Annotated in this window: 18 protein-coding genes and 2 tRNA genes; 6 read left to right on the top strand and 14 right to left on the bottom strand. The window is 47.6% G+C overall.

What is annotated here, in order from left to right:
• Positions 1-4: 4 nt before the first annotated feature.
• Entirely contained in the window at positions 5-850 is an 846-nt protein-coding gene (locus tag tca_RS08330) for a fumarate hydratase (protein WP_286708842.1), read from the top strand.
• Here the strand turns inward: tca_RS08330 and tca_RS08325 are convergent.
• The 9 genes from tca_RS08325 to tca_RS08285 form a co-directional block, all read right to left on the bottom strand.
• Positions 841-1656, bottom strand: coding sequence for a 4Fe-4S binding protein (locus tag tca_RS08325; protein WP_286708841.1), 816 nt, complete (start codon positions 1654-1656; stop codon positions 841-843). The genes tca_RS08330 and tca_RS08325 overlap by 10 nt on opposite strands.
• Before the next feature lie 46 nt (positions 1657-1702).
• Positions 1703-2362, bottom strand: coding sequence for a phosphate signaling complex protein PhoU (gene phoU / locus tca_RS08320; protein WP_286708840.1), 660 nt, complete (start codon positions 2360-2362; stop codon positions 1703-1705).
• 21 nt (positions 2363-2383) lie between these two features.
• Positions 2384-2821, bottom strand: coding sequence for a DUF2226 domain-containing protein (locus tca_RS08315; protein WP_286708839.1), 438 nt, complete (start codon positions 2819-2821; stop codon positions 2384-2386).
• A 17-nt stretch (positions 2822-2838) separates the two neighbouring features.
• On the bottom strand, positions 2839-3492 hold the full coding sequence (locus tag tca_RS08310; RefSeq protein ID WP_286709251.1) for a phosphate uptake regulator PhoU: 654 nt from the start codon (positions 3490-3492) through the stop codon (positions 2839-2841).
• A gap of 1 nt (position 3493) precedes the next feature.
• The gene (gene pstB / locus tca_RS08305) at positions 3494-4246 is read right to left on the bottom strand and encodes a phosphate ABC transporter ATP-binding protein PstB (protein ID WP_048061132.1); all 753 of its coding nucleotides are present in this window, start codon (positions 4244-4246) and stop codon (positions 3494-3496) included.
• Positions 4247-4255: 9 nt separating this feature from the next.
• The gene (gene pstA / locus tca_RS08300; RefSeq protein ID WP_286708838.1) at positions 4256-5107 is read right to left on the bottom strand and encodes a phosphate ABC transporter permease PstA; all 852 of its coding nucleotides are present in this window, start codon (positions 5105-5107) and stop codon (positions 4256-4258) included.
• Positions 5108-5117: 10 nt separating this feature from the next.
• Positions 5118-5993 carry a phosphate ABC transporter permease subunit PstC gene (pstC, locus tag tca_RS08295; RefSeq protein ID WP_286708837.1) on the bottom strand — a complete coding sequence of 292 codons (876 nt, stop codon included), beginning with the start codon at positions 5991-5993 and terminating at the stop codon, positions 5118-5120.
• Between the two features lie 10 nt (positions 5994-6003).
• Positions 6004-6831 carry a phosphate ABC transporter substrate-binding protein gene (locus tca_RS08290; protein ID WP_286708836.1) on the bottom strand — a complete coding sequence of 276 codons (828 nt, stop codon included), beginning with the start codon at positions 6829-6831 and terminating at the stop codon, positions 6004-6006.
• Between the two features lie 92 nt (positions 6832-6923).
• Positions 6924-7739, bottom strand: a complete 816-nt coding sequence (locus tag tca_RS08285; RefSeq protein WP_286708835.1) for a phosphate ABC transporter substrate-binding protein — start codon at positions 7737-7739, stop codon at positions 6924-6926.
• A 177-nt stretch (positions 7740-7916) separates the two neighbouring features.
• Here tca_RS08285 and tca_RS08280 point away from each other — a divergent pair, with 177 nt between their 5' ends.
• Positions 7917-8795 (top strand): citryl-CoA lyase, encoded by an 879-nt coding sequence (locus tca_RS08280; protein WP_286708834.1) that lies wholly within the window; start codon positions 7917-7919, stop codon positions 8793-8795.
• On the top strand, positions 8756-9034 hold the full coding sequence (locus tca_RS08275; protein WP_286708833.1) for a 2TM domain-containing protein: 279 nt from the start codon (positions 8756-8758) through the stop codon (positions 9032-9034). The genes tca_RS08280 and tca_RS08275 overlap by 40 nt, the downstream gene beginning before the upstream one ends.
• 7 nt (positions 9035-9041) lie before the next feature.
• Here tca_RS08275 and tca_RS08270 read toward each other — a convergent pair whose 3' ends face one another.
• The 5 genes from tca_RS08270 to tca_RS08250 form a co-directional block, all read right to left on the bottom strand.
• Positions 9042-9953 (bottom strand): phosphate uptake regulator PhoU, encoded by a 912-nt coding sequence (locus tca_RS08270; protein WP_286708832.1) that lies wholly within the window; start codon positions 9951-9953, stop codon positions 9042-9044.
• Entirely contained in the window at positions 9943-10557 is a 615-nt protein-coding gene (locus tag tca_RS08265; RefSeq protein WP_353681338.1) for a hypothetical protein, read from the bottom strand. Before tca_RS08265 ends, tca_RS08270 begins: the two co-directional genes overlap by 11 nt.
• Before the next feature lie 141 nt (positions 10558-10698).
• The gene (locus tag tca_RS08260; RefSeq protein ID WP_286708830.1) at positions 10699-11487 is read right to left on the bottom strand and encodes a metallophosphoesterase; all 789 of its coding nucleotides are present in this window, start codon (positions 11485-11487) and stop codon (positions 10699-10701) included.
• A 25-nt stretch (positions 11488-11512) separates the two neighbouring features.
• Positions 11513-11585, bottom strand: a tRNA-Thr gene (locus tca_RS08255).
• Positions 11586-11620: 35 nt separating this feature from the next.
• A tRNA-Leu gene (locus tca_RS08250) sits at positions 11621-11703 on the bottom strand.
• 102 nt (positions 11704-11805) lie between these two features.
• Between tca_RS08250 and tca_RS08245 the strand changes: the two genes are divergently transcribed.
• The 3 genes from tca_RS08245 to tca_RS08235 all read left to right on the top strand — a co-directional run bounded on the left by tca_RS08245 (position 11806) and on the right by tca_RS08235 (position 14776).
• Positions 11806-11976, top strand: coding sequence for a 4Fe-4S binding protein (locus tca_RS08245; protein ID WP_286708829.1), 171 nt, complete (start codon positions 11806-11808; stop codon positions 11974-11976).
• Entirely contained in the window at positions 11966-13123 is a 1158-nt protein-coding gene (locus tca_RS08240; RefSeq protein ID WP_286708828.1) for an NAD(P)/FAD-dependent oxidoreductase, read from the top strand. The genes tca_RS08245 and tca_RS08240 overlap by 11 nt, the downstream gene beginning before the upstream one ends.
• A 324-nt stretch (positions 13124-13447) precedes the next feature.
• Positions 13448-14776 carry a HEAT repeat domain-containing protein gene (locus tag tca_RS08235; RefSeq protein WP_286708827.1) on the top strand — a complete coding sequence of 443 codons (1329 nt, stop codon included), beginning with the start codon at positions 13448-13450 and terminating at the stop codon, positions 14774-14776.
• The last annotated feature ends 10 nt before the right edge of the window (positions 14777-14786 follow it).

The following is a 14786-nucleotide window of genomic DNA, read 5'->3' as shown; positions in this document are numbered from 1 at the left end:
TCCTATGATAAGCAGGGAGACCGTTGAGGAGACCGTGTGCCGTCTGTTCAGGGAGGCTGTTATCAGGATACCCCCCGATGTTACGCTTGCACTTAAAAAGGCCTACCTACAGGAGGAAGACGAGATAGCCCTCCTCAACCTCAAGGCAATCCTTGATAACATTGAACTGGCAGAGAAGATGGAGGTGCCTGTCTGTCAGGACACCGGACTCCCCATCGTCTTTGTGAGGATGGGTGATGTTGAGGTTGAAGACCTCTATGAGGGTATAGCTGCAGGTGTTGAGAGGGCCACATTGGAGGTTCCGCTGCGCCCAAATGTTGTTGATCCCCTCACAAGGGAGAACACCGGCACAAATACCGGTCAGATGATACCTCAGATTGACGTTGAAATCACAGACACTGATAGTCTTGAGATAACAGTTTTTCCGAAGGGATTCGGGTCTGAAAACAACAATGCGCTCCTTATGGGGCTCCCCGGTGATGGAATTGAGGGGGTTAAGGACTTCGTTGTGAGGACCGTCCTGAAAGCCGGTGGAAAACCATGCCCCCCTGTAATTGTGGGTGTGGGTATCGGTGGCTCCTCTGACCTTGCGATGAAACTTGCAAAGAAGGCCCTCCTTGAACGTGTTGGGGAGAGAAATCCTGATAAAAAACTTGCATCCCTTGAGGAGGACATAATGAACTCCATCAACGAGTCTGGCAGTGGCCCCATGGGTATGGGTGGCAAGACCACCGCCCTTGACGTTAAGATAAAGACTGCCCATACACACACCGCAGGGCTCCCTGTGGGTGTCTGCATACAGTGCTGGGCTGCAAGGAGAGCCACTGCAATCCTGAGAGATCATATGTGAAGGGCTCCAGCGGGACAGGAAAAAACACATCTCATGCAGAGTATACATTCCGTACCGTTAATTTTTCTTCTTCCGGGATGAACATCCATCGGGCATTCCATGAGGCACCTCCTGCAATTTTTGCATTTTTCCTCATCAAATTTAACCCTTAAAACTGAAAGGTATGAGGATAACTTAAGGATAACGCTCACAGGACATATGTATTTACAGAAAGCCCTGTTATCCCTCAGGGTAGCTGCAAGAGCAACTCCGGTGGCATAATAAGCAATGTTACCCGCTATGAATGCCCAGAAAATCACGGTATCCGGATCTCTGAATATTTTAATTACAGACCAGGCAAGAACTGGTGCAAGGAAAAAAAGGACATACTTCACCAGACCCAGCCATCCATGCCTACGACCCCCAGATCTCCTGTAGGGTAACATGTCAAGCACCATGGAAGTCCAGCAGGCGTAACCGCACCAGCCCCTCCCAAAGAAGAGAGGTCCGAAAATCTTAGCAACAAAATAATGTATCACCGCCGACTGGAAGGTTCCGAGGAACAGATAGTACCAGAAACCCTCAATCTGCATGTTTTCACCCATTAAAATACCAGGATATAGAAGTATGTAGCTTCCAACCCCCACCTGAACCATTAACCTGCTGTATTCAAATTTTGAAGGCATCAGATAAATTCCGAAGGCCAGAAGAAGTCCAATGTAGACGAAATTAAAAATGTAAAATGCTTTTCCGGTGAATAAGAATAAAAGGGCTCCAGATGATGCGAATACAGTGAAAATAAAGGTTGGAATTAGGTGTTTATTCATGCTTCTCTCATCAGGAGGATCGTCCTATCAGCAATGCTGACAGCCTTCATGGCTTCTCACACGTTATCATGAAGATCGTCCTATCAGCAATGCTGACAGCCCTGTCACCAACCCTCTCAAGGAATCTTGCTATGAAGAGGAGATTAACCAGGTATGAGATTGATTCCTTATCCTCAAACATGCTTCTTGTTACATGTTCAAGTGTCTGGTCAAAGAGGTCATCTACCTTATCATCATCATGCCTGAGCTCCCTCGCCATTTCCATGTTCTGGTCAAGGAAGGCGTAGATTCCCTTGGAGAGCATCATCTGCACGAAGTCAGACATGTGCTTCAAGTCTTCAAGGGGTCTTCTTGGAATTTCCTCGTCCTTCAGTTTCTCTGCAGCCTCGGCTATGTTGGCCGCCAGGTAGCCTATCCTCTTGAGGTGACTCCCAACCTTAATGCAAGCCTCTATAAATCTCAGATCGCCTGCAACAGGTTGTTCAGCTGCTATTAAACTTATAGCCTTCCTCTCAAGGTTGAATACCATGTCATCTATTACCCTGCTGTTTTTTATTACCTTCTCCTTCTTTTCCCCGTCGTACTCCATCAGGAGGTCAACTGCAAGTTTATGTGTTTTGAGGGTTTTCTGTGAAACCTCCTCCATATCCTTCCTCAGATCCTTAAGCCTCTTGCGGAACAGTATCCGCGGATACTTCTTTTCCATTAAAAGTCCTCCTGGATTTTACTATCTGGATTTGTAATCCTCAATCAACCTTTCAATCGTCTCATCAGTCGGAACCCTTATCCTGTACCTTTCAAGGAGCTCCTCACGGGATGATTTATCAAGGAACATTTCATTTATTATAATCTCCGCATCAATGGGTATTGAAAGTTTTGATTCATCATTGAGTTCAATCAGGGTTTCGAAAAGGTCCGCATCGGCCTCATAGACCTCCACCACTGAATCATGGTTTATCTCCAGTCTCTCCATGGCCTTATGGCTGTGAGTCTCCTCAAGGGTTTTGAGGTCAATGTGCCAGGCTCCCACAATGTTATTCCCCGTTACGAAGATTATGGCCTCGTTTTCATTGTCCAGGATCCTTATATACGAAAATTCGGGTACTGAAGACCTTTTAAGGACGGTGTAGTCCATCTTCCTCGGGTTATCAAAGGGTAGCCACATTTAATCCCCCCAACTATTCATTTCATAAGTACACTGTAGAAGACCTTATGATGGATAACCCTTTTACCCACTATGAGATAGGCTATCCTGTCATCCATCCCCATAACATGGTGGCCCATGCTGAGCAGATTCCTTGCTACCAGCATAAGATTGCCTGATTCTGAGAAGTCCCTGTTTGACTCTTGAAGCTGGTTGTATAGATCCTGAAGCTGGATATAATTCCTTGTTGACCTTTTAAGTAGCTGGATGTCACGGTTCATGAGGGCCCCGAGTGCATCATTTATCATATCCTGAACCGTCTGGGACATGAACTCTATGTGTGGAGGTGTCCGGTCCCTTCCATCAATTGCGTACCTTGCAATGTAGGCAAGGAGTATGTTTATCCTCTCAAGTTCAATTGCACTTCTCATTATACTGGATGCCAGCCTAAGGTCCTTTGCAACGGGCTGGTGAAGGCCAAGGATTTTGAGGCATTCATCCTCTATCCTGTAGCTCTTCTCATTAACAGCGGCCGTTGTCTCTATCAATTCCCTTGCAGTCTCCTCATCCCCTGCAATGTAACTGGATACAGCTCTTCCCACCCTTTCAGAAGTTTCATTACCATACCCGACGGTTTCATCCAGGACATTTGAAAGTCTGCTTTCAAGGAGAGCACCAATCAATTTCCACACCTTATCCAAATCTTCCTGTAATGTAGTCCTCAGTCCTTTTATCCCTCGGCTCTATGAAGATCTGCTCTGTGAGACCGCTTTCAACTATTTCACCATGCAGGAAGAAGGCTGTGTACTTTGAGACCCTTGTGGCCTGCTGCATGTTGTGAGTCACTATGATTATGGTGTAGTCATTCTTGAGCTTGTGGATGAGATCCTCGATCTTGGTGGTTGATATGGGGTCAAGGGCTGAGCACGGTTCATCCATGAGTATAACCTCAGGTTCTATGGCTATGGTCCTTGCTATGCATAGCCTCTGCTGCTGTCCCCCTGAGAGTCCAAGGGCGGATTTATCAAGTTTGTCCTTGACCTCATCCCAGAGAGCTGCAGCCCTCAGGCTTTCCTCCACGCGCTCCTCTATGAAGTCCCTGTCATCGTATCCATGGACCCTGAGACCGTAGGCCACATTTTCAAATATGGACTTAGGGAAGGGGTTGGGTTTCTGGAAGACCATCCCAACCTTCTTTCTGAGCTCCACCACATCCATGTCAGGGTCATAGATGTCCTTACCATCAAGGTAGACGTGGCCCTCATGTCTGAAGCCGCTTATCACATCATTCATCCTGTTAAGGGTTCTGATGAATGTTGACTTACCACAGCCTGATGGCCCTATGAGGGCTGTGACCGTGTTCTTGGGTATCTTGAGGTTTATATCCTTGAGGATGTGCGCCTCGTCAAAGTAAACGTTCAGGTCCTCAACTTCGATTCTGTACATGCAGATCACCTATCTCCCCATCATCTTCCTTCTGTATCTATCAACAAGAGTGTTTGTTAGAACCGTGATTAAAAGGACGATTATCACAAGGACAGCCGCAGTGCCGTAGGCGTTCTTCAGTGAAATGCCCTCTGTTGCCAGCACATAGAGGTGCAGTGGGAGGGGTCTTCCAGGGTCGAAGATGGATACTGGCATTGAAAGTGCTGACCCCACAACGAACATTACCGCAGCCGCCTCTGATATGGCCCTGGCCATCCCCAGTATCACACCTGTGGTTATGCCGGGGATTGCTGCAGGGATAACCACCCTGTAGATGGTCTCCCACTTTGTGGCTCCAAGCGCCAGGCTTCCCTCCCTGTAGGATTGTGGAACCGTCTCTACTGAGACCTGGGCAACCTGGAATATGGTTGGAAGGGCCATGAGGGCCAGTACGAGTCCCCCTGAGAGGATTGACCACCCGAGTCCAAGGAAAACCACGAAGAATGATAAGCCGAAAAGCCCGAATACTATTGATGGTATTGATGCCAGGGTTTCTGCTCCGAACTTTATCAGCTTCACGATGCGTTCCTCTGTGGCATACTCTGTCATGTAGACCGCTGCCCCGACACCCAGTGGTGTTGCTATTATACCGGCTAGGAGTGTGACATAGATGCTGGATACTATCATGGGAGCTATTCCACCTGCTCTTCCAGAGTCAACCGGTTCTGAAAGCAGGAATTCCAGGTTTACGGCTGGCAAGCCCTTCATGAGTATGTAGCCAATTATTATGAGCAGTATCAGTACTGTCACGATTCCTGAAGCCCAGAAGATTCCCGTCATTATCTTCTGGCTTGTCCTGGGTGATATTATTCTGAAGGACATTTTAAGCCTCCTAGAGATATCCTCCACCTATAACTATCTTTTTCTTGTAGTGGAAGTAGTTGGCAACCACCAGCAGAGCCATTATGACAAAAAACAGGATGATGGCGGTGCCGAAGAGTGCACTGTAGTGCAGCCCGGTGGCGTAGCCCATCTCCAGTGCTATGTTGGATGTGAGGGCCCTCACAGGGTCCAGTATCGATGATGGTATCTGGGTGACGTTACCGGCCACCATGATAACTGCGAGGGTCTCACCGATGGCACGACCCATCCCGAGGATGATTGATGTGATGATGCCGGGCAGTGCCGCCGGGAATATCACCTTCCTGATGGTCTGCCACTGCGTGGCACCAAGGGCAAGGGATGCTTCCTTGTACTCAAGTGGCACCGATCTTATGGCATCCTCTGAGACGCTGATTATTGTTGGCATTATCATTACCGTGAGTATGAGTGATGCTGTTAGAAGTCCGAACCCGGTACCTCCAAGGCTGGATCTTATGAAGGGTACCAGGATGATCAGCCCGAAGAAACCATATACCACTGATGGTATTGCTGCAAGGGTCTCTATTACCGGTTTGAGTATCCTGCGCATTATTTCAGGTGACACCTCAGCCATGAATATTGCGCATAGGATTGAAAGGGGGACGGCTATGGCCAGGGACAGGAAGGTTATGTACAGTGACCCGGCGATCATGGTGAAGACACCATACTTACCATCTGAAGGTGCCCAGTCCATTCCAAAGATGAAGTTGGTGACCCCATACCCCTGGAATATGGGGAATCCCTCCCTGAATATGAAGACTATTATGAGAAGGATGGCTATTATTGAGAATATTGCGGTTATGAAAAGACCCTTCTCAATGAGTTTTTCCCTTGTTTTGCTGATCATGCTTTACCTCCTAGGTATCATCCGAGACATTTGCTATTGCCGGTACAACCTTCTGGCTCCTTACAATGGCCTGACCTTCAGGTGAGAAAACCCACTTTATGAAGTCCTTTACGACTCCCCTGGGTTCTCCCTTTGTCAGGAATTCAAAGGGAACCACCAGTGGATAGGATCCGTCTGCTATTGTGGTCTCTGAGGGTGTCACTCCATTCACCTCAAGTGCCTTCACATCGGAACTCATGTGTGCCATTGAAACGAATCCAATTGCGTAGGGGTCGCTCTTTATGGCCTGTTTCACGGATTCTGTGGAGCCCTGAACGATTGCATCGGACCTTATCTTCTCGTCCTTCATGACAAGTGATTTGAATGAGCTTCTGGTCCCTGATCCCTCCTCACGGACTATCACATGTATCTCTGCATCAGGACCTCCGACCTCCTTCCAGTTGGTTATCTTACCGCTGAAGATGTCCCTCAGCTGGTCCACTGTCAGGTCATCGACGGGGTTCTGGTTGTTAACGGCTATCACTATACCATCCTTACCTATCACGTATTCATGAAGGTCGTCCTTTTCCTCAGGTTTCAGGGCCTTTGAGCTGGTCCCTATATCGACTATTCCCTGCTGGACCGTCCTTATACCCATCCCGGAACCGCCACCCTGGACGTTTATCTTAACATCGGGGTGCTTCTTCATGTACTCAGCTGCAAGTTCCTCTGCAACTGGCTGAACAGATGTGGAACCAGCAATTTCAATTCTCTCATAGTCTGCTCCGGGTTTGATCATGATGTATGCGAGTGCGATGATAATGATTATTATGAGGATGTTTTTGGGTTTCAGCTCCATGTCCATCACCTTCAGTTATTGATTTCACCTATTGGTTAATAAAGTTCACTTGAAGGTGACGGAAAGAAAAAATTTTGTGGTTGTGAAAACCACTAGGCCTTTGCTGGTACAACCTTTTCTGATTTGACTATTGCCTGTCCCTCCGGGCTGAGGACCCAGTCTATGAAGTCCTTAACTGTACCCTCTGCACTGCCCTTTACCAGGAACAGGAATGGTCTCTGTATCTTGTAGGATCCGTCTGCGACTGTCTGCTCTGATGGTGCGACACCATCTATTTTAAGTGCCTTGACTGTTTCATCGAGATTGGCGAGTGATATGAATCCTATGGCGTTTGGATCCTGTTTAACTGCCTGTTTAACTGCCTCTGTTGAACTTTCAACTATGGCATCCTTCTTTATCTTGGTCTCTTTACCCATCACTATTTCCTCAAAGGCCTTCCTGGTTCCTGAGCCGTCTTCACGTGTTACCACTGTTATTTTTGCATCGGGGCCTCCGACCTCCTTCCAGTTGGTTATCTTACCGCTGAAGATATCCTTCACCTGGTCCTTTGTTAGGTCTGAGACTGTGTTCTTGCTGTTTACGATTATGGCTATTCCATCCTTACCTATAAGGTATTCTGTGAGGCCCTTCTTCTCATCGGGCTTGAGTTCCTTTGAACTTGTTCCGATGTCTGCTGTGCCGTCAGCGGCACTCTTGATACCGACACTGGATCCGCCGCCCTGGACGTTTATCTTAACATCGGGATGCTTCTTCATGTACTCAGCTGCAAGTTTCTCTGCAACTGGCTGAACAGATGTTGAACCAACAATGTCTATCTTCTCCTGCTGTCCGCCACCTCCAAGTGCCAGGACTGCGCCTGCAATAATTACAATTGCCACGACTATTCCTATGATCAGTTTGGTGTCCATTTTATCACCTCAACCTTTACCTTATCCTAGAACTATTTAAAATTTACTATTTTTGTGTACTTAATTACCTATTTTGTGAACTAGGCTCAATGTGCAGAGGAATTTAATTCACAATAGGTGAATAAAGGTGCACTAAATGTATTAAAATTTAAATACATGAAGATCAGATGGAGTGATATGATGAATGAAGGAATTATAAATGATATACTGCGGGTTAAAAATCCCAGGTGGAGGACCTCCATTACGCGTGTTGAGCCTAACCGTATTGTTACTAGGGGTTATTCTCAGGAGGATCTTATTGGTGGTGTTTCCTTTTCTGAGATGGTTTATCTTCTGATCAGGGGTGAGCTTCCCCCTCAGAATGTTGCGCGTATGCTTGAGGCTGTCCTGGTGTCCTTCTGTGATCATGGTGTTACTCCGCCGAGTACCCAGGCTGCCCGTATGATTGCCTCGGCGGGTTCTCCGGTTCATGCCTGTATTGCCGGGGGTCTTCTTGCCTTTGGTAAGAATCATGCGGGTGCCATTGAGCGTTCCATGAAGCTCTTCCAGGAGACCGTATCATCCTGCGACTCTGAGGATGAGATCCCTGATGCTGCCCTGAGGCTGGTGGATGATCATCTCCAGGCCAACAGGAGGATCCCCGGCTTCGGGCACCGCTACCACAACGCCGACCCCCGGGCCGTCAGATTACTGGAACTTGCAGAGGATTACGGCTGCGTGGGACCCCACACCAGCCTTGCACTGGAGGTCCAGGAGATACTCCTGGAACGCAAGGGAGTCCGGATGAACGTTGACGGGGCCAACGCCGGCATACTATCAGACATGGGATTCGACTGGAGAACCGGAGCAGGAGTATTCATGATAGGACGCCTCCCAGGACTCATATCCCACGTCTACGAGGAAAAGGTCCGCGAACCAGCCTTCAGAAAATTCTTCGAAATCGAAGAAATACAGTACGACGGCGAGGAGAAAAGAATATTAGAAGCAGATTACAGAACACTTAATGGGTCAGAAATATGGAAGACAACGAATACAAAAGAGCCAGAAAGAGAGTAGAGGATCTCAAGGGATTTTACATCCACATATCAGTTTTTACAATAGTTAACCTTACACTCTTCCTCATAAACCTCCTCTCAACTCCCGGAACATGGTGGTTCTACTGGATAACAGTATTCTGGGGAATAGGAATAATATGGCATGCCTTCGGAGTTTTTATAGGTGATAGGTTCCTAGGTAAGGAATGGGAGGAGAAAAAGATAAAAGAGTACATGGAAAGAGAAAAGAGGAACAGGTGAACCTTAATCAGGACCCCTCTCTCTCCCTCCGCCTGAAGCGTTCAGGTGTGGTTGTCCTCGGGATGTTCCTGTAGTATTCACCTGCAGTGTCGAATATCTCAATGGATATATCTGCTATTCTCTCAAGGGTCTTAACAATCCTGGAAAGGGATATGTAATAGGTTGACCTCTCCTTATCCTCAAAGGGTGTTTCAGCCATCTGGGTAGCGACACAGTTAAGGGCATTCTTCTGGATCCTGTGAATATCATCCTCAAGGGACATGAGAGTTGCCTTCAGTTCCAGCTTCTCATTCAGGAAGGCGTCCATCGCAGTTTTCACCATCTCAACAGCAATGGAGAACATATCCCTGAGGTACTCCATCATTGCAGGGTCAACCTCATAGGACTCCTTTATTGCAAAGTTTGCTATTATCGCTGAATGGTCACCTATCCTTTCAAGGTCATAGGCTATTTCTGTAAAGGCCATTGTCTTGCTGAACTCAGAGTAGGGATTCATTGCTATTGCAGTATCAACAGAGGAGCGCACCTTCTCATGCATTGTGTTTGTTATGTAGTCCATCTTTAGGGCCTCATTTGCAAGGTCCTCATCGTACTCCTCAAGGGACCTGAAGGATTTGTTGAGCTGTTTGCATACATGCTGTGCCATGTCCCTTAGTATCTCCTTTATGAAGAAGCTTCCAGCGTATTCCCTTGAAGTTACCTCCTCACCGAAGAGCTCAGGGAATTCATCAAATTTCTTTATATCCACAATGTAGGCCCTCCTCACAACGCCCTCCCTGATGAGGGGCTGCAGAAGCTTGGTGACGTACCTCCTTGTTATGCCAAGGCGTTCAGCGATTTCATCCTGTGTGGATGGGTTCTCATAGAGGATGACATCTATGATTGATTTTAGAGTAGCATTCTTTGTCTTATTTTTCATTCTCCTCAGACACCTCATCTTCAATTACTATAACAACGGATTCCCTGAATATGGATATGATCATGTAAATAAGGCCAAGAATAACCGTAAATGTTATCAGAACGTCGAATTCATAGAAAATAGCCCTGTAAACAGTTACCAGGGGCGAGTTAACATCCACAAGGCCCCTTAGCAGGACGATGAACCCCATGATGAGGAGCACATGACCATAGGATTTCTTTATGGTCTCTGGCTGCAACAGGGGGTATATACCCATCACCATGAGACCCACACCTATTGACCTGAAGAGGTTCCAGGATGTGGCCTCCTCAAGTAAATAGAATATCTGCTGTGGCCTCCACTGGAAATTTCCAAGAAGGTAGATGAACTCGATTATGACGATAATGAGGAGTGGTATTGCAAAGACCGCCCTGCTCTCAACCCTCTCTGTTTTAACATTCTTGAGGGGCTCCCTGAAGTAGTGGGAAAGTAGCTGATACAGCATTGAACCCAGAACGGCACCCATGACGGTTCCACCAACTCCCAGCTTTGAGGTTGTGAATGCAACTATCCCTGAGATCACACCCGCCATGAGTATATCAAAGGCCTTGGTCAATGCAACCACCCCTCAGCCATTCCTTCTGACATCTGCATTTTAGATCATATTATGCATATTTATTTTCTCTATTAGAGAACAGTTAGATTCTGCTGGTATATCAAGCTTTGCATCAAAAATGAATTTATTGATGATGAAGCCTCCGGTTATTCATATGGAGTGCATATAGGAGCATATCCTGTATTCCTCATCCTCAACTCTTACAGAGTAACTGGCTATTTCCCTCACTGAGCCGCTCTCAGTGTTTATGAGGTCAACTGAAATCCTGTCATCGTTTATTCTTAGCTGGTTGTGTGAAGGGAATGTCTCACCCCTGAGTTTCCTTGTTGTGGCTGTGCCAGAGTTCAGTGTAACCATTCCCTCAATCATCCACACATTAGGCACATGCTTGTGTCCGTTGAGCACAAAATCCACGCCGTATTCCTTCAGGAGTTTAAGAAGATCACCCGAGTCCAGGAGGATGTTCCTCTCACGCCCTGTGTTGGGTATGGGTAGCAGGTGGTGGTGAAATGTGACTATCTTGCACAGGTGATCAGGAACACGTTCAAGTTCCTTCCTGAGCCACTCAAGTTGATCCATTCCTATCTGACCATCGTTTATATCTGGCTCAGAGGAGTCAAGGCCTATGACCGCAAATCCAGAGTCGTGGTGAACAAACTTCCTCCTTCCTATTAACTTCTCAAAGTGGATAAGACCCACATTCCTTGCATCATGGTTTCCAGGGATTGTGTAGGTGGATGTGATGGTCCTAAGTTCATCCACAAATGCTGCTGCAAGTTCATACTCGTGTGAGTACCCCTCTGTTGTGAGGTCACCTGAGACTATTATGAGGTCAGGGTTCTCATTTTCAAGCTGGCGTAGAAGATTGTTCCTGAGCTGATCTGAGAAGTTCTTCTCACCGAAGTGCACATCTGAAATCTGGGCAATTTTTTTCTCCATTAGAACACCTTAAAATCAGTAGAAAAGCCTTAGGGGGGATTCGAACCCCCGACCTATGCCTTACCAAGGCATCGCTCTACCACCTGAGCCACTAAGGCAATCATCTCATGATCAGAACCGTTAAAATTCTTAGTGCAGGGGAAGGGATTCGAACCCTCGAAGGCCTGCGCCAGAGGATCTTAAGTCCTCCCCCTTTGGCCGCTCGGGCACCCCTGCATGGTAATTGATTAGTAGTAGAAAGTGGTATATTAATTTAACGGTCGTGTGTGGCTGGTAAACTTAATTCAATCTGATGACCATATCCATAGTGGTGGTCAATTGAAGCATGATGGATCAATCTGTATGCGGTGCGGTGCCTGTGTCAGTGTCTGTCCATTTGATGTCCTTGAACTCGAATATGAACTGATGGTGGGTGAAGGCTGCAGTGAATGTGGTAACTGTGCTGCGGTCTGTCCAGTGGATGCAATAAGGTGCTATCATGAAATATGATGTGGTGGTTATTGGTGGACGTGTAGCAGGCTCAACGGCGGCCTATCATGCTGCAAGGCTGGGCCTCAGTGTTCTGTTACTGGAGCGTAACCCTGAAATCGGGACCCCCGTGCAGTGTGCAGGTGGAGTGAGTGACAGTTTCTTCAAATCAACGGGTTTAAAACCGCTTCCTGAGTTCACATGCACAAGGATCCGGGCAGCCGCGGTGAACGGACCCCTCGGTGCCAGGATTGTGACAGAAAATCCTGTTGTGAGGGGATATATCCTCGAAAGAAAGTCCTTCGACAAGTACCTTGCACTGAGGGCCGCTGAAGCCGGCGCCGATGTACTCACAATGTCCGTCGCAGGGGACCTCATATTCAGGGGGGGATCAGTTAGTGGTGTGGTGTTCAGAGGGCTCGATGGAGTCCAGGAGGTTGAATGTGGAATGGTGATTGCCGCAGACGGTGTGCAGTCCAGCATCGCCAGGAAGGCCGGTCTTGAAACAGGTTTCAGGCCAGCTGACCTCTGCTCCTGTGTCCAGTACGAGGTTGCAGGAGTGGACGTGGACCCCGAAACCATGGAATTCTACTTCGGGAGCCGTTTTGCACCATCAGGTTATCTCTGGGTGTTCCCCAAGGGCGAAGGAAGGGCAAATGTTGGCCTTGGAATACGGAGAAAAAGCTGCTCAGAGAGAGGTCCCCTCAGCTACCTCAACAGGTTCATGGCGGAGAGAGGATTTAAGAGGATAGAATTCAATGCAGGAGCTGTACCTGTTTGCGGACCCGTTGAGAGGACCTTCACGGATGGTCTCCTGGTGGTTGGGGATGCTGCAGGACAGGTTGACCCCCTCACCGGTGGTGGGATACATGTTGCAGCTGAATGCGCAAAAATCGCCGGTGAGGTTGCCGCCGAGGCCATTGAATCTGGAAGGGTTGATGGTAGATTCCTCTCAAGGTATGAGATGAGATGGCGCAAAAAGATTGGTAAGAACCTTGAAAGGTCACTCAAATTCAGGAAGATCCTTGATGGGCTCAGTGATGAGGAACTCGATGCCCTGCTGAGATCCCTTGAAGGAAAAGATTTAAGTTCAATTTCAAAGATGTCCCTTCTGAGGATTTTAAAGGACTATCCTTCAATGTTAAGAATACTCAGAGATATTCTCTAAACTTATCAGGAATTTGTATGCTGAATCAACTCCTCTCTGCTGGGAGACGAAAATGTATACTGTCTGGCAGATTATTCCAACACTGCACTGATTTACAGTGTGGCGGGGGATAAGACATCCCCGGAAAATGGGCTACATTTAGAAAAGGGGGATTAAAAAGGACTCCACTCCCCTTAAATCGTTCCTCACATTCCTCTGGGATATGAAGATTATATACGGAGAAGATAAAGCCATGCAGCTTGCCGCTAAAATCGCTGGTTCCTGAAAAACCACAAAACTTATTTTTTCCAGATTAAATTATAAATTAGAGATTTAGGGGGGATTGTGATTGCATTCACCGATAAGATCAATGCTCTTCTGATGTCCAATGATGTTTCTGGCCTCATAGATGCCCTCAAAAGCCATGATTTTACCGTTAGAAGGGAGGCCGCAGTTGCCCTTGAGAGGATGGCAGATGAGAGATCTGCTGATGCCCTCATGGACGCCCTCAGATATGAGGAATGGCAGAAGGACTACCCCATACTTGCAGGTATGAGGGCGGCTGCAGCAAGGGCTCTCGGAAAAATAGGAAACCCCTCGGCGGTTAAACCCCTCCTCAGGGCCCTTGAGGATCCTGATGATGAAGTTAAAATAGGTGCAATGAGGTCACTCTCAGAGTTCCCATCAGAGGAGTCCCTGAGGGCCATTGAAAAATTTGTGGACCATCCATCAGAGGATATACGGAGGAACTCCATTGAGTCCATTGCAGAACTGGACCCTGAACTGGGCGTCAGATATGCATCCCGGGCGCTGGGCGACAGCTCATGGATGGTCCGAAAAACCGCTGCAAAGGTCATAAGAAGATTCGGGGATAAAAGGTGCCTTGAAGTCCTTCTGGATAACCTCGATGACCCCGACACAGAGGTCAGGCGCCATATACTGCTGGCCGTGGTTAATATGGGTGAATATGCTGTGGATCCCCTCCTTGAGAAACTTTCAGACCCGCAATGGCAGACACGTGCCATGGTTGTTGAGGCCCTCGGTGAGATAGGATCCCGAAGGGCCGTGCCCAGGCTTAAAGGGATGCTTGCAGGTCGCAGAAGGGATGAAAATCGTTATGTCCGTGGAAAGGTTGCCGAGGCCCTCGGACGCATAGGTGACCCTGCAGCCCTTGAGGACCTCCACATGACCCTCAGGGACCCCTACCTCTTTGTGAGGAGGAAGGCACGTGAAGCCATCGACATCATCGACGTTGAACCTGATCTAGAGGAATTCTATGACGGTGAAATAAGCTTCAGGTACCCCCGGTTCTGGAACATCTTTGAGACCCGCGACGGTGAGAGACTCATTGATGCATGGAGTGACAATCTCAAAATAGCCATAAAGAGGCGGAGGGCTGAGGGTTTAACTGCCGATGAATTTTCAGAGATCATCCTTGAAGTCCTGAATATGAGGGGCCTCCTTAACATAGCAAGGAGCAATATAACAGTTGACAGTGAACATGGATACATGATAACCGCAGATACAAAAAATGAAAGGATAGTGACCTTCATCTTCAAAAAGGGGGGATACATATACTACATCTACTTCAGGGGCCCCATTGAGGACCTGAAAGAATCATATAAATATATAAGGGTGTTCATAAACACCCTTCACGTTGAAATCCAAAGTTAGGGGAAGACGA

Origin of the sequence: Methanothermobacter sp. EMTCatA1, assembly GCF_002356395.1 — an archaeon.
GTDB lineage: Archaea > Methanobacteriota > Methanobacteria > Methanobacteriales > Methanothermobacteraceae > Methanothermobacter > Methanothermobacter thermautotrophicus.
This window is presented reverse-complemented; position numbering and strand designations above follow the sequence as displayed.

What these genes read in the sequence shown, in the direction of transcription:
- tca_RS08330 (WP_286708842.1), top strand. Translation starts at nt 5, where the DNA reads ATGATAAGCAGGGAGACCGTTGAGGAGACCGTGTGCCGTCTGTTCAGG.
- tca_RS08325 (WP_286708841.1), bottom strand. Translation starts at nt 1,656, where the DNA reads ATGAATAAACACCTAATTCCAACCTTTATTTTCACTGTATTCGCATCA.
- phoU (WP_286708840.1), bottom strand. Translation starts at nt 2,362, where the DNA reads ATGGAAAAGAAGTATCCGCGGATACTGTTCCGCAAGAGGCTTAAGGAT.
- tca_RS08315 (WP_286708839.1), bottom strand. Translation starts at nt 2,821, where the DNA reads ATGTGGCTACCCTTTGATAACCCGAGGAAGATGGACTACACCGTCCTT.
- pstB (WP_048061132.1), bottom strand. Translation starts at nt 4,246, where the DNA reads ATGTACAGAATCGAAGTTGAGGACCTGAACGTTTACTTTGACGAGGCG.
- pstA (WP_286708838.1), bottom strand. Translation starts at nt 5,107, where the DNA reads ATGTCCTTCAGAATAATATCACCCAGGACAAGCCAGAAGATAATGACG.
- pstC (WP_286708837.1), bottom strand. Translation starts at nt 5,993, where the DNA reads ATGATCAGCAAAACAAGGGAAAAACTCATTGAGAAGGGTCTTTTCATA.
- tca_RS08290 (WP_286708836.1), bottom strand. Translation starts at nt 6,831, where the DNA reads ATGGAGCTGAAACCCAAAAACATCCTCATAATAATCATTATCATCGCA.
- tca_RS08285 (WP_286708835.1), bottom strand. Translation starts at nt 7,739, where the DNA reads ATGGACACCAAACTGATCATAGGAATAGTCGTGGCAATTGTAATTATT.
- tca_RS08280 (WP_286708834.1), top strand. Translation starts at nt 7,917, where the DNA reads ATGATGAATGAAGGAATTATAAATGATATACTGCGGGTTAAAAATCCC.
- tca_RS08275 (WP_286708833.1), top strand. Translation starts at nt 8,756, where the DNA reads ATGGAAGACAACGAATACAAAAGAGCCAGAAAGAGAGTAGAGGATCTC.
- tca_RS08270 (WP_286708832.1), bottom strand. Translation starts at nt 9,953, where the DNA reads ATGAAAAATAAGACAAAGAATGCTACTCTAAAATCAATCATAGATGTC.
- tca_RS08260 (WP_286708830.1), bottom strand. Translation starts at nt 11,487, where the DNA reads ATGGAGAAAAAAATTGCCCAGATTTCAGATGTGCACTTCGGTGAGAAG.
- tca_RS08240 (WP_286708828.1), top strand. Translation starts at nt 11,966, where the DNA reads ATGAAATATGATGTGGTGGTTATTGGTGGACGTGTAGCAGGCTCAACG.